This window comes from Bacillus sp. FSL K6-0255 (assembly GCF_045040725.1).
GTDB classification, from domain to species: domain Bacteria; phylum Bacillota; class Bacilli; order Bacillales; family Bacillaceae; genus Bacillus; species Bacillus subtilis.
This window is the reverse complement of the sequence record NZ_CP150278.1, coordinates 1569792-1582394: the sequence shown is the minus strand read 5'-3', so window position 1 is coordinate 1582394 and position 12603 is coordinate 1569792. Positions and strand designations below refer to the sequence as shown.

The 12603-nt window shown below is 43.8% G+C and carries 14 protein-coding genes, 1 riboswitch and 1 other annotated feature; all 14 genes read right to left on the bottom strand.

The window, feature by feature from the left end; all coding sequences use genetic code 11:
- Positions 1-5: 5 nt before the first annotated feature.
- The 14 genes from MHB62_RS08265 to sigG all read right to left on the bottom strand — a co-directional run bounded on the left by MHB62_RS08265 (position 6) and on the right by sigG (position 12497).
- A complete protein-coding gene (locus MHB62_RS08265; protein ID WP_024572186.1) occupies positions 6-917 on the bottom strand; it encodes an RluA family pseudouridine synthase in 912 nt (303 codons plus the stop codon).
- Between the two features lies 1 nt (position 918).
- A complete protein-coding gene (gene lspA / locus MHB62_RS08260; RefSeq protein WP_003245047.1) occupies positions 919-1383 on the bottom strand; it encodes a signal peptidase II in 465 nt (154 codons plus the stop codon).
- Between the two features lie 102 nt (positions 1384-1485).
- The gene (gene ylyA, locus MHB62_RS08255; protein WP_003245479.1) at positions 1486-1860 is read right to left on the bottom strand and encodes a sporulation-related RNA polymerase-binding protein YlyA; all 375 of its coding nucleotides are present in this window, start codon (positions 1858-1860) and stop codon (positions 1486-1488) included.
- Positions 1861-2004: 144 nt separating this feature from the next.
- A complete protein-coding gene (gene ileS, locus MHB62_RS08250) occupies positions 2005-4770 on the bottom strand; it encodes an isoleucine--tRNA ligase (RefSeq protein WP_032721517.1) in 2766 nt (921 codons plus the stop codon).
- 52 nt (positions 4771-4822) lie between these two features.
- Positions 4823-5049, bottom strand: a binding site (T-box leader).
- A 62-nt stretch (positions 5050-5111) separates the two neighbouring features.
- Positions 5112-5606 carry a septum site-determining protein DivIVA gene (gene divIVA, locus MHB62_RS08245; protein ID WP_003221468.1) on the bottom strand — a complete coding sequence of 165 codons (495 nt, stop codon included), beginning with the start codon at positions 5604-5606 and terminating at the stop codon, positions 5112-5114.
- A gap of 93 nt (positions 5607-5699) precedes the next feature.
- Positions 5700-6473, bottom strand: coding sequence for an RNA-binding protein (locus MHB62_RS08240; RefSeq protein ID WP_032721515.1), 774 nt, complete (start codon positions 6471-6473; stop codon positions 5700-5702).
- Positions 6474-6533: 60 nt separating this feature from the next.
- Positions 6534-6806: a YggT family protein gene (locus MHB62_RS08235; RefSeq protein ID WP_003221463.1), complete on the bottom strand. Its 273-nt coding sequence runs from the start codon at positions 6804-6806 to the stop codon at positions 6534-6536.
- Positions 6807-6812: 6 nt separating this feature from the next.
- Positions 6813-7268, bottom strand: a complete 456-nt coding sequence (sepF, locus tag MHB62_RS08230; RefSeq protein ID WP_003244791.1) for a cell division protein SepF — start codon at positions 7266-7268, stop codon at positions 6813-6815.
- On the bottom strand, positions 7265-7957 hold the full coding sequence (locus tag MHB62_RS08225; protein ID WP_003245324.1) for a YggS family pyridoxal phosphate-dependent enzyme: 693 nt from the start codon (positions 7955-7957) through the stop codon (positions 7265-7267). Before MHB62_RS08225 ends, sepF begins: the two co-directional genes overlap by 4 nt.
- Before the next feature lie 6 nt (positions 7958-7963).
- Positions 7964-8800, bottom strand: a complete 837-nt coding sequence (gene pgeF, locus MHB62_RS08220) for a peptidoglycan editing factor PgeF (protein ID WP_015252131.1) — start codon at positions 8798-8800, stop codon at positions 7964-7966.
- Positions 8801-8962: 162 nt separating this feature from the next.
- Positions 8963-9208, bottom strand: a complete 246-nt coding sequence (locus tag MHB62_RS08215) for a YlmC/YmxH family sporulation protein (RefSeq protein WP_003232153.1) — start codon at positions 9206-9208, stop codon at positions 8963-8965.
- Positions 9209-9290: 82 nt separating this feature from the next.
- Positions 9291-10571 carry an N-formyl-4-amino-5-aminomethyl-2-methylpyrimidine deformylase gene (gene ylmB, locus MHB62_RS08210; protein ID WP_032721934.1) on the bottom strand — a complete coding sequence of 427 codons (1281 nt, stop codon included), beginning with the start codon at positions 10569-10571 and terminating at the stop codon, positions 9291-9293.
- A gap of 87 nt (positions 10572-10658) precedes the next feature.
- Positions 10659-10760, bottom strand: a riboswitch (TPP riboswitch).
- A gap of 12 nt (positions 10761-10772) precedes the next feature.
- Positions 10773-11567 (bottom strand): ABC transporter ATP-binding protein, encoded by a 795-nt coding sequence (locus MHB62_RS08205; RefSeq protein ID WP_003232156.1) that lies wholly within the window; start codon positions 11565-11567, stop codon positions 10773-10775.
- Between the two features lie 147 nt (positions 11568-11714).
- Positions 11715-12497 (bottom strand): RNA polymerase sporulation sigma factor SigG, encoded by a 783-nt coding sequence (sigG, locus tag MHB62_RS08200; RefSeq protein ID WP_009967190.1) that lies wholly within the window; start codon positions 12495-12497, stop codon positions 11715-11717.
- Positions 12498-12603 lie beyond the last annotated feature (106 nt).

Here is a 12603-nt window from a genome sequence, read left to right as displayed (position 1 = left end):
CTCTGTCAACCGTTTTTTCTGAGGTTTTCGATTAATTCTGCCATATCCTCGGGAAGCGGCGCTTCAAATTCGACATATTCTCCTGTTCGTGGATGGTCAAAACCTAAAACTCCCGCGTGAAGCGCTTGGCCATTAAAGGCGATTGTTTTTCTTGGGCCGTATTTCGGATCGCCTGCTAATGGGAATCCGATATATTTCATATGAACACGAATTTGATGGGTTCTTCCTGTTTCAAGCTGGCATTCCACTAACGTAAAATCCTGAAAACGCTCAAGTACATGAAAATGAGTGACAGCGTTTTTGCCATCACGTGTCACAGTCATGCTTTGACGGTCTTTCTTATCTCGTCCGATCGGCGCATCAATTGTGCCGTCATCGTGAGAAATAAGCCCGTGGACAACGGCCGTATATTTTCGCGTGACCGTTTTGTTGACCAATTGGTTTACGAGTGACTCGTGTGCCATATCATTTTTCGCCACCATTAATAAACCGGACGTGTCCTTATCGATTCTGTGAACAATACCCGGACGCATCACGCCATTTATACCCGAAAGGTCTGTGCAATGAGCCATAAGGCCGTTTACAAGTGTGCCCGTAAGATGACCGGGTGCTGGGTGAACAACCATTCCGCGAGGTTTGTTGACGACCAGCACATCCTGGTCCTCATAATAAATATCGAGATCCATAGGCTCTGCCAGGACGTCGAGCGCTTCCGGTTCGGGTACAGTGACGGTCACCTGATCACCCGGCTGAATTTTGTAATTCGCTTTCACCGCGCTTCCGTTCACGACAACCTGTCCGTCTTTTACCCATTGCTGAACCTGGGTTCTTGACCAATCATTCTCAGTCGATGCCAAAAATTTATCAATCCGCTCACTTTTTTGTTCTTCTGAAGCGGTTATATCAATTTGATTCATGCTATTGCTCCTTTTTCTTTTTCCCGCTGTCCAACAGCATTTGTATAAATAAAAGCATTACGCCGACACATAGTGAAGAGTCCGCGATGTTAAATATCGGGTAATTGTAATTGACAATAATAACATGGATAAAATCCACAACTTCCTGTCTGACAGCCCGATCGATAAAGTTGCCGATGGCACCGCCAAGCATAAGTCCGAGGGCAACGCCAAGAAGCCTTTGTCCCTTTGTATAACGCTGTATGTAATAAACAATACCAATAATAACAGCGGTTGTTATGAGGTAGAAAAACCACATTTGACCCGCTAATATCCCCCATGCAGCACCCGTATTGCGATGGGAGGTGATATAGAATACCTGATCAATGATCGGAATGCTTTGGCCAAGTTCCATGTTCTTAACAACTAGCCATTTTGTCAATTGATCGGCTGCAATAATAAGTAGTGCAATCATATAATACAGCACAAACGTTCCTCCAGTTTACGGTTACTTTAATCCATTATGCATTTTATCAATAAAAAGCACTGGAGTAAAGAAATATCAGGCATATTAACCAGCCAGACACTGTTATTCATACAGTGCCTGACCATATTCGATATCCGTTGATTTCCATATCGGAAGCGTTTTTTTCTCAAATTGGACAGAATAAAGAAAATCGTTTGCTGTTCGGGCCGTCGGCAGCACTGCCAGCTTTGCAAGAGGAATGGGAGCCCCGGTTTCTTCACAGTATCCGAATGTGCCGTTTTCGATTTTGGACAATGCAAGGAGAACGTCTTGAAGTTCTTCTTTAATATGATAGATCAGAGTTGCTTTTTGTTTTTGATTGATTGCTGCTTGCGGGCTTGTAGAAACCTGAAAGCAAGAATACTCAAATAATCTGGACTGTAATTCTTCTTTCATCAGAAGAAGTTCCGTATAAATTGCGGTCAGTTGATCATTCATTCTTCACAACTCCTGCTCTTAACGTAGTATCTTTATTGTTGCCTGTGAATGATGATCTAAAGCCCATAAGATTTTTCCTGTCGTTCTAAAGGATGTCACTCTTGGCACAAAAAAAGCCCGGCTTTTACGCCGGGCTCTTTTGCATTATTTTTGATAGTATTTTTCAACGATTTCAGCGTTGCGTAATGAAAGTGTAGGATATTTCGGATTTGCCCCTACATCTTTTGAAATCACACGAGATCTCTCACACATTTCGCCTTCCGCTTTCTCGACAGCGATTTTACCCGTCGCAAAGCTTTGCGCATCGTTCGGCGCTTCATTTTCTTCGCTGATTGTCAGTTCAGACACAATAAACAGCTGAGAAAGGTTTTCTTTTATGGAAGCCAAGAGCTCCTTGTTTTCTTTGTTTGGATACAATTTCAGGTTTGCTTCCAAAGATTTACCGATAATTTTTTCATTTCTCGCAGTTTCTAATGCTTTCAACACGTCATCACGAAGAGCCATAAAGCGGTCAAATTTTTCTTCAGTCACTTCACTGTTTGGAACCGCGATTGTTTCCGGCATATCGGTCAGCTGAACGCTCTGCTCTTCAACAAATGTTAAATGAGACCACAATTCGTCTGCCGTATGTGGAAGGATAGGCGCTGAAAGCTTCACTAATGCAAGAAGCGTTTCGTAGAATACTGTCTGCATGCTGCGTCTATCCGGATGATCCGCATGCTCGATATAGACAATATCTTTTGCAAAATCAAGGTAGAATGAGCTCAATTCGATTGTGCAGAAATTATGAATGCTGTGATACACAACCGCAAATTCGTACTCATCATACGCTTTTTTCACTTTATCAATCAGCTTGTTCAGCTTTATCAGCATATACTGATCCACTTCACGAAGATCTTCGACAGCCACCGCATTTGTTTTTGGATCAAAATCGAAAAGGTTGCCGTGAAGGAAACGGAACGTGTTGCGGATTTTACGATATACTTCCGCAACTTGCTTCAGAATAGCGTCAGACACGCGAACGTCCGCCTGATAATCCACCGAAGATACCCATAATCTTAAGATGTCGGCACCAAGCTGTTTCATGACTTTAGCCGGAACAACAACGTTACCGATTGATTTACTCATCTTGCGGCCTTCTCCATCCAGTGCGAACCCATGGCTGAGCACACCTTTATACGGCGCTTTCCCTGTTACGGCTACTGCTGTAGAAAGAGAAGAGTTAAACCAGCCGCGATATTGGTCAGATCCCTCTAGGTATAAATCAGCCGGGCGAACGAGGTCATCACGTTCTTCAAGCACTGCTTGATGTGAAGAGCCTGAATCAAACCAAACATCCATGATATCCTGTTCTTTTGTAAATGTGCCGTTCGGGCTGCCAGGATGCGTAAAGCCTTCCGGAAGAAGATCCTTTGCTTCTTTTTCAAACCAAATGTTTGATCCGTGCTGTCTGAACAATTCAGAAACATGTTCAATGGTTTCATCTGTAATAATCGGTTCTCCGTTTTCAGCGTAAAATACCGGAATCGGCACACCCCACGCACGCTGTCTGGAAATACACCAGTCTCCGCGGTCCCGAACCATGTTGTGCAAACGCTGCTCGCCCCATTCAGGAACCCATTTGGTTTCTTTAATGGCATCCAGCAGGTCTGATCTGAAATCTTTAATAGACGCAAACCATTGCGCTGTCGCTCTGAAAATGGTTGGTTTTTTCGTTCTCCAATCATGCGGATAAGAGTGAGTAATGAATTCAAGCTTCACAAGTGCGCCTTTTTCATCAAGCTGCTGTGTGATCGCTTTGTTTGCATCATCATAGAACATGCCTTCAAAGCCAGGAGCTTCGCTTGTCATTACACCTTTTTCATCGACCGGGCAAAGCACATCTAAACCGTATTTTTGGCCGATGATAAAGTCATCTTCCCCATGTCCTGGCGCTGTATGAACACAGCCTGTTCCGGCATCAGTTGTTACGTGTTCACCAAGCATAACGAGAGAGTCTCTGCCATATAGCGGGTGTTCAGCGATAATGTTCTCAAGGTCTTTCCCTTTGACCGTTCTTGTCACTTCATACTGATCAAATCCGCATGCCGATGCAACATTTTCGACTAAGGCACTTGCTACGACAAAGCGGTCTTCACCTACTGCAATCACGCTGTACTCAAGATCAGGGTGCACTGAGATTCCGAGGTTCGCCGGAATTGTCCAAGGCGTTGTTGTCCAGATGATGATGCGCTCACCGTTTTCAAGAACGCCTTTTCCGTCTTTTACACCAAAAGCGACGTAAATAGATGCTGAACGTTTGTCTTGATATTCGATCTCGGCTTCAGCCAGAGCAGACTCACTTGAAGGTGACCAGTTAACCGGTTTAAGGCCTTTGTAAATGTAGCCTCGTTTTGCCATTTCACCAAATACGCGGATTTGCTGCGCTTCGTATTCCGGTTTTAATGTCACATATGGGTTTTCCCAGTCACCGCGGACACCAAGACGTTTGAATTGCTCACGCTGTCCCTCGATTTGCTTCCAAGCGTACTCTTCGCATAGTTTGCGGAATTCCGCTACTGACATTTCTTTGCGGTTGACCTTTTTGTTTTTTGTCAGAGCTGTTTCAATTGGCAATCCGTGTGTATCCCAGCCCGGCACATACGGTGCGTTGTAGCCGCTCATTGATTTATAGCGGACAATGAAGTCTTTCAAAATCTTGTTAAGTGCATGGCCCATATGGATGTCGCCGTTTGCATACGGAGGTCCGTCATGTAAAACAAATTTCGGGCGGTCTTTCGTCCGTTCCTGAACAAGACGATAGATATCCTCTTCCTCCCATTTTTTTTGAATGTCAGGCTCACGGTTTGGCAAATTTCCACGCATCGGGAAATCTGTTTTCGGCATTAAGAGCGTGTCTTTAAAATCCATTTTCATTCCTCCACTGCATTTTTTCAGAAAATAAAAAAAGCCCTCTCATCCCATAAGGGACGAGAAAGCTTATCTCGCGGTACCACCCTTTTAGAAAAAGCAAGCATACACTTTTTCCTCTTGAGCATCGTAACGTGATGAACGTCCTAACCTACTGTGAGTTCAGCAAGGAAACTAAAGGGCTGATCTACATGATTCCGGCCATCCCGGACTCTCACCATCTCCGGGTCGCTATGAAGGCCTGAAGGAAACATGACTGTCCCTTTCAACCGTTTTTTCATCTGAATTTATGAACGTATTATATTCGACAAGCTAAGAAAATGTCAAGATAATCAGAGAATTTATTCCTTTTCCTCAAATACAGCGTCGACTTCATACTCAAGGAGATGATCCCAATCGTCATTTTTCAGAAGATCAAGCTGAGCTTCAATCAGCATTTGGAAACGTGTTCTGAACACTTTAGACTGTTTTTTCAGCTCTTCAATTTCCATTGCAATTTTTCTTGATTTTGATAACGATTCGTTGATAATGCGATCAGCGTTTTTCTCCGCTTCCCGAACAATCAGCTTTGCCTCTTTTTGAGAATTGCGTTTTACGTCTTCAGCCGCTTCTTGAGCAACTAAAATTGATTTATTCAATGTTTCCTCAATATTGGCAAAGTGTCCGATTCTTTCATCAAGCTCATTGACTTTCGCTTCAAGCTCAGTTTTCTTGCGGAGAACAATTTCGTAATCTTTTCTGACTTGGGCTAGGAATTCATTTACTTCATCTTCATCATATCCGCGAAAACTTTTTGTAAACGTCTTGTTGTGAATATCATTTGGCGTTAATGGCATGATGCCACCTCCATTTTTACATTTCAGTACGGTTATCTAGTTCACATTATAAAACAAATTTCGCACAGATGGAGAAAAAAACTGAAAAACCGACTATTTTTGTCGTTCAAACGTAACTCTCCATTTGTCTTTTTTGGTTTTCCCTTCGATTTTTGTTAAGCTGCACCGGCCAAAACCTCTGATAGACAGCATGTCCCCTTCCGCGACTATGTATGAAGGATCTTCAACCACCTTCCAGTTCACTTTCACAAGGCCGTTTTTCACAAGCGTCTGTGATTTCTGGCGGGATTGCCTGCTCATAGAGGCGCAGACGGCGTCAAGCCTTAAAGAAGAAACCGTGTCATGTCTTATTTCGACATCAACTGCTGGAATGTTAAGGTCTGACAAGTCGATTTTCTCTAGGCTGACCGCCGCTTTGCCTGCTTGGGTCAGCTGTGCAGCCACAAAATCAGCGGTATCGGCTGAGACAATCAATTGCACTGCTGTCTCAGAAAACACGATGTCACCGAATTTTTGCCGCTTTAATCCTATGCCCATTAATGCACCAAGCAGAGAACGATGATCTACTGAGACAAACTTGTCAGCATAACGGACGTTAAACGCCTGCAGTTCAAAATCTGATTCTTCCGGAGTAATGTACTCTGGAAACAGAATCGCCCGTTTCCGCTCCGCTCTGTCATAGCCGCCGGAAAAGGCAAGCCCGACATCTGCCTGTCCCGTAACAGCAGAGAGGATGACCTGCTCTCGGGGATCTAAAAAGCCGGTCAGCTTCATCCGGTACTGCTCCTGGACAATTCTTTTCCATTCGAGCGCTTGATCAATAAAGGCCCGCTCGTCTTTTCTGAAGTGCTGATATATATCGCTCATCGTCTTTCCCTTCTATGTAAAGAGGCTTGGCTGCTGCCAAGCCCCTATCAAACTGTCACATTAAAACGCAATCATGCGATAAAGTCCCCACAAGCCGGTTGTCGCAAACCGAAGCACAAGTATTGCTACGATTGGTGAAATATCCAGCATTGCAATCGGAGGGATGATTTTTCTGAATGGTTCGAGATATGGTTCACAAATCGAAGCCAAAAAACGCCCGACTGCTGTTTCCCTCGTACTCGGCACCCATGACATAAAAATATATATGATCAGGGCAAATGAGTATATTGTGATTAATAAGCTTAAAACCGAAAAAACTTGATAAAGGATCATCTCGCTTTACCACCTCTGATGTTCGTCTTCAGATATGAGCTCAGAAATTGTGCCTGATACATCTACGTTGTCAGGCGTGCAGAGGAAAATATCTGAGCCGATTCTTTGAATATCGCCGCCAATGGCATAAACGGTTCCGCTTAAAAAGTCAACAATCCGCTTCGCCTGGTCATGCTGTATCCGCTGAAGATTGACGACAACTGCCCGCCGGTTCTTCAAATGGTCGGCTATTTCCTGCGCCTCCGCATAAACGCGCGGCTCACTCAACACCACTTTAGAGGATTTCTGAACACTTTGCAAGCTCACTACATTCTGTTTGCCCGCAGGTTTATTCCCGTTGTAAGCCGGCTTTTCTTTTTGCTCATGCTCCTCATGAGATTCCCGCTCTGTCTCAATATATTCATATTCGTATTCTTCATCTTCCATTGAGAAAAAGTTTTTCAGTTTATTTTTCATACTCATTGCTGTACACCCCCTGTTTCATTTCCGACTAACGATGAGCCGATTCTAATATAAGTAGCTCCTTCTTCAATTGCAATTTCAAAATCATTTGACATGCCCATCGACAGTTCAGTACACGGAGCGTTCGGCTGGTTCAGCTTCTGAACCTGGTCACGGAGTTCTCTCAGCGACCTGAAACAGCTTCTGATCTGATCTTGATCATCAGTCAGCGGAGCCATTGTCATCAGCCCGGCAACAAGGATATGTTCGAAACCGGAAAGCTCCTGTATGAATGGAATGACTTCTTCTTTTTTCATGCCGTGTTTAGAAGGCTCAAGAGAGGTATTGACCTGCACAAAGCATCGTACAGTACCTTCAGCCCGTTTTTCAATTTCTTTCGCTAATGAGAGCCGGTCTAGGGAATGGATATAGGAAACCGAATTGACGACAGATTTTGCTTTTCTTGATTGCAGACTGCCGATAAAATGCCATTCCGGATTCCCTTTCATCAATTCCTGTTTGCGGAGCAGTTCCGCATCCCGATTCTCTCCGAGGCAGGTGATGCCAGCATCTACTGCCTCCTGTGCTCTTTCAGGTGATACATATTTAGTGACTGCAATAACCGTAACTTCATCGGAGCTGCGGCCCGATCTGTTACATGCTTCGTTTATTCGTTCGTTTATATGTCGTAAATTATCAACAACACGCAAGATCTTTTATGCCTCCTTCATTCCGATAAAGGACATCATCCGTCCAGTTTTCCCCTGATCGCGGCGGTGAGAAAAGAAAAGAGACGGCTCGCTTTCCGTGCATAAACCGCTGACAGAAATTTGTTCACTTGCCAAACCGCTGTCCATCAGTATAAGACGGTTCAGCTCTTTCAGATCAAGCTGATATTGTGCCTTTGCCGTCTGATTAACGACAAGGTCTGCTGAAACCGGCAATGCGCGGACAGCATCCATGACGCGGTCGTCTACCGTATAGCATGCACCGCTGATAGACGGGCCAATAACAGCGTAAATATCTGAGGGATTTGAACCTTCCTTCTCAGTCCATTGCTTCACCATTTCTCTGCCAATCTGTTTGACGGTGCCTTTCCACCCGGCATGGGCGACTCCGACAAGCGACTTAACCGGATCATAAAAGAAAAGAGGCACACAATCAGCAAAGCATAATGCTAAAAATACATTTTTTTCATTTGTATAGAGCCCGTCCGTTGCTTTTAGAGCCGTGTGATACTCACGTGCGCCTTTTCCCCTATCCCTCTGCGTCACTTTCTGAACGCGATTATCATGTGTCTGATCAGCGAATACCCAAGACTGCAAATCAGTATTAAACATATCGGCAATATATTCACGATTTTTAACTACATCTGCATCTTTGTCATGAACGTGCAATCCTGTATTTAACGATTCAAAAGGCTTTTGGCTGACACCGCCGTTTTTTGTCGTAAATCCGGCAATGACCTCTTTGTTGTTTTGATTCGTTTGAGCCCAGTCTTGTATCATGAGTGTCGAGGGTGTGGTAAGACTGAATGGGTGATATGTATTCATGATGATCCAACCTTTCGACAAACATTTAAAAAAGCGGAATTTCCCACTTATTTTACCACATCTTACTGCATTCGTTGAGCGCCGATTTGCATATTTCTAAATGAAATGTGCCGGAAGAATCGAGACTTCCGGCATTTGCCAATCTGCGGCAGACAAGCAGGTTTATGCATGCGGTTCACTTAATCGGACTAAGATTACATCTTCCCCGATTTTTACTATATTTCGCCATGGAATGACCAATTCCTCTTCTTTTCCAAAAAATCCGAGAACTTTCCCATTTCCTCCGAGTATGATCGCCTGAATTTTTCCAGTGGTCACATTGATATCAATATCACCAATACTCCCCAGCTTTTTTCCGTTTGAGACATTGACGACATCCTTTACCTGAAATTCTGAAATGCTGATCATTCCATCACGTCCTTTTTCCGTCCTTTTGTTCAAGTATATGAACGGGCAGGCTGAACCTTGTCAGCAAGAAGAAATTTTCATGTCATTGTTCTTTTTTCCGGCTGCACCAGCTGATGATAATATCGAGTATAATTTTTGTATACTCTACTAGCTGCTCAATCGATACCTTCTCGTTCACAGAGTGTGCATTGTGCAGATCTCCAGGACCGTATATTACGCATGGAATACCGGCATCATACAGCCATCCGCCATCTGTAACTGATTGAGAAACGTCAATAATTGGACACTCCCGTTTCACTTTCTGATGAGAGGCAGTTAGCGCTAAGACGCCTGGGTGGCCAGGGTCAACTTCCAATGCCGGAAAAATTTCTCCCCTGTCTTCTATCATAGATGAGCCTCCCCACTTGAATACAGGGCGGTTTTCCCTAAGCCAAATATCACTGTCACTCAGCCGATTGACGTAATCTTCTATTTCCGCTGCCACTTGGTCATGGGTTTCATTCGGATAAAAATGGACTGTGATCCACAGCCGGCATTCGTCCGCTATAAAAGCCGCATGTCTGCCGCCTTCTATAACTGCCGGGTTAATCGTATTTGTGCCTGGTTTAAAACCGGGATAACTTTTCATAATAGACCAGTGGCGCTCAAGTTCACCGAGCCCCGCAATGATTTTTGCCATTTTTTCAATTGCGCTTGCTCCGAATGTTCCTCCGCCTGCATGAATCATATTCCGTCTCGTTCCATCATGAAATGTTTGACTGCTTTTGATTTCGATCCAGCCTGTAATGACACCGCCTTGGCCTTGAATATGCATATCGCTCGTATCCGCGACAATTGCAAAATCAGCGTGGTAGCCCCTCTTGCAGCATTCAAGTGTGCCGGCCTCTCCAACTTCCTCCCCAATAACCGATTGCAGAATCAGATCACCTGGAAGTTCAATGCTTGCTTCACGAATTAATTTGACAGCAAACAGCACACAAGCCATTCCGCCCTTCATATCGGAAGCGCCTCGCCCGATTAAGAGACCGTTTTTTTCAATGGGATGAAACGGATCGTGCTTCCATTCTTCATCCTCTTTTACCTCTGCCACATCTACATGGCCATTGATAATCAGGCTATAATAATCTGCTGAATCTGTTCCTTTTAGCTTCCCTACAACATTGGGATCTCCAGGGTACACATCCCATTTGTCGATCGAGAATCCCAATTCATTTAAATATCCCGCAATCCAAGACTGAATGCCCTCTGTATTTCTTGCAGGCGGAGCAGGTGTTTGATAAGAAATCAGCGTTTTCGCAAGCTGAATAAGCTCCTCCTTATGTTCTTCCACTTTTTTTTGCAAAGAGTATATTTGTTGATCCAATGTAAATCCGCTCCTATTCTTTAAAATCAAAAAAGCCGTTTCAAATGTGATGAAACGGCTTAATAAAAACAAACGGAGTCCGATGTACTCCGCTTTTCACCGCTTCCCTCCGCTGGCATGATCCAGATCAGGTCAAAAGGGTTGAGACAAAGTCTCTCTCAGCTTCGCAAAGCACCCCTAGGATGAATCTATATATATTTGTCAGGCATTCGTTATCGGCTCAGCTCTTGTTAAAAACGGCCGATCCTGATTCCATAATACATGGATTGGCGTATCAAAAAAAGCGGAAAGTATTTGATCAGTAAGCATTTCCTTTATTTCTCCGGATCCAAAAACCTCTCCCTGTTTTAATAAAAGGGCTTTATCAAAGACAGGCAAAATTTCTTCAGCATGATGAGTCACATAAAGGATAGATGGTGCATTTTCTTTGTTTGCAATGTATGTAATCGTATCTAACAGCTTTTCCCGGGCAATAAAATCCAGTCCTGTGACTGGTTCATCCAGTATCAGCAGCTCCGGATCGGCCATTAGTGCTCTAGCAATCAATGCTCTTTGTTTTTCCCCTTGAGAAAGGGTTTCATAGCGGCGATCGGCATATTCAATTGCTCCCAAGTCCTCTAACAAACCTATCGCTTTTTCCCTGGTTTCCTTACTTGGCGTTTCATATAACCCAATCGAAGCGTAAGCTCCGCTCAAAGCAATTTCAAAAGCTGAATCTGCCGGATACAATTTTTGCTGAAGAGCTGCTGAGACGAGGCCAATTTTACGTCTGAGCTTTTCCCCAAGCTCTGTTTTGCCAAATTCATGGCCGAGCACCTGCATCTCGCCTGATGTTGGAAAATAATATGAGCAAAGCATATTTAACAGCGCTGTCTTCCCGGCGCCATTTAGGCCGTAAAGCACCCAATTTTCCTTTTCTTCCACCTTCCAATGAATATCTTTCAGTATCCATTTCCCATTCCGTTTTAGTGAGACATTGTCAAGCTGCAAAATCATCGTGGTCCTCCTCTTTATTGCCTTTTATAATTGTTTTAATTTTCATAAAACTTTGTACGAACTAGGATACCTTACTTTTTCCAAAACGTAAACCATCCATAATCAATAGAAAAGCCTTTAAAACAACATCGTTTTAAAGGCTTTTCATTATTGATGAATATTTTTATTCATTTGTTTGATAGCCGCTTTTTCAAGTCTGGACACCTGCGCTTGAGAAATTCCGATTTCCTCGGCGACTTCCATTTGGGTTTTCCCTTGGAAGAATCGCTTTCTCAAAATCATTTTTTCCCTATCGTTCAGCCTTCTCATGCCCTCTTTTAAAGCCAGCTCTTCAATCCATTGTGAATCTGTATTACGCTCATCACTGATTTGGTCCATCACATAGATCGGGTCTCCGCCGTCGTTATAGATCGGTTCAAATAGAGAAACCGGATCCTGAATGGCATCAAGCGCAAATACAATTTCCTCATGCGGTACTTCAAGAACTTTTGCGATGTCTTCTGCAGTCGGCTCCTTGCTTGTCTCACTGATTAACCGCTCTCTTACCTGAAGCGCCTTGTAAGCGATGTCCCGGAGTGATCTTGAGACACGGATCGGGTTATTATCACGTAAATACCTGCGGATCTCTCCGATAATCATAGGTACAGCGTATGTTGAAAACTTAACATTGTGGCTTAGGTCAAAATTATCAATGGATTTCATTAGTCCGATGCAGCCGACTTGAAATAAGTCATCAACATACTCCCCTCTGTTATTAAATCGTTGAATGACACTTAAGACAAGACGCAAGTTCCCGTTTACAAGCTTTTCTCTTGCTGAATCATCGCCTTCATCCTGCAGCTGCCTAAACAGCTTTCTCATCTCTTCATTCTTGAGTACTGGTAATTTGGAGGTATCCACCCCGCAGATTTCGACTTTATTTCTCGACACTTTTTTCCCTCCCTACAGGAGCTGCTGTACAACGTTAAGTATCTCCTTGGGTGGGAAAAATATGCACTGCACTCAGACCGAAAAACTGTCGAAATCAGGAAATCCC

What these genes read in the sequence shown, in the direction of transcription:
- MHB62_RS08265 (WP_024572186.1), bottom strand. Translation starts at nt 917, where the DNA reads ATGAATCAAATTGATATAACCGCTTCAGAAGAACAAAAAAGTGAGCGG.
- ylyA (WP_003245479.1), bottom strand. Translation starts at nt 1,860, where the DNA reads ATGAATGATCAACTGACCGCAATTTATACGGAACTTCTTCTGATGAAA.
- ileS (WP_032721517.1), bottom strand. Translation starts at nt 4,770, where the DNA reads ATGGATTTTAAAGACACGCTCTTAATGCCGAAAACAGATTTCCCGATG.
- divIVA (WP_003221468.1), bottom strand. Translation starts at nt 5,606, where the DNA reads ATGCCATTAACGCCAAATGATATTCACAACAAGACGTTTACAAAAAGT.
- MHB62_RS08240 (WP_032721515.1), bottom strand. Translation starts at nt 6,473, where the DNA reads ATGAGCGATATATATCAGCACTTCAGAAAAGACGAGCGGGCCTTTATT.
- MHB62_RS08235 (WP_003221463.1), bottom strand. Translation starts at nt 6,806, where the DNA reads ATGATCCTTTATCAAGTTTTTTCGGTTTTAAGCTTATTAATCACAATA.
- sepF (WP_003244791.1), bottom strand. Translation starts at nt 7,268, where the DNA reads ATGAGTATGAAAAATAAACTGAAAAACTTTTTCTCAATGGAAGATGAA.
- pgeF (WP_015252131.1), bottom strand. Translation starts at nt 8,800, where the DNA reads ATGAATACATATCACCCATTCAGTCTTACCACACCCTCGACACTCATG.
- MHB62_RS08215 (WP_003232153.1), bottom strand. Translation starts at nt 9,208, where the DNA reads ATGATCAGCATTTCAGAATTTCAGGTAAAGGATGTCGTCAATGTCTCA.
- MHB62_RS08205 (WP_003232156.1), bottom strand. Translation starts at nt 11,567, where the DNA reads ATGATTTTGCAGCTTGACAATGTCTCACTAAAACGGAATGGGAAATGG.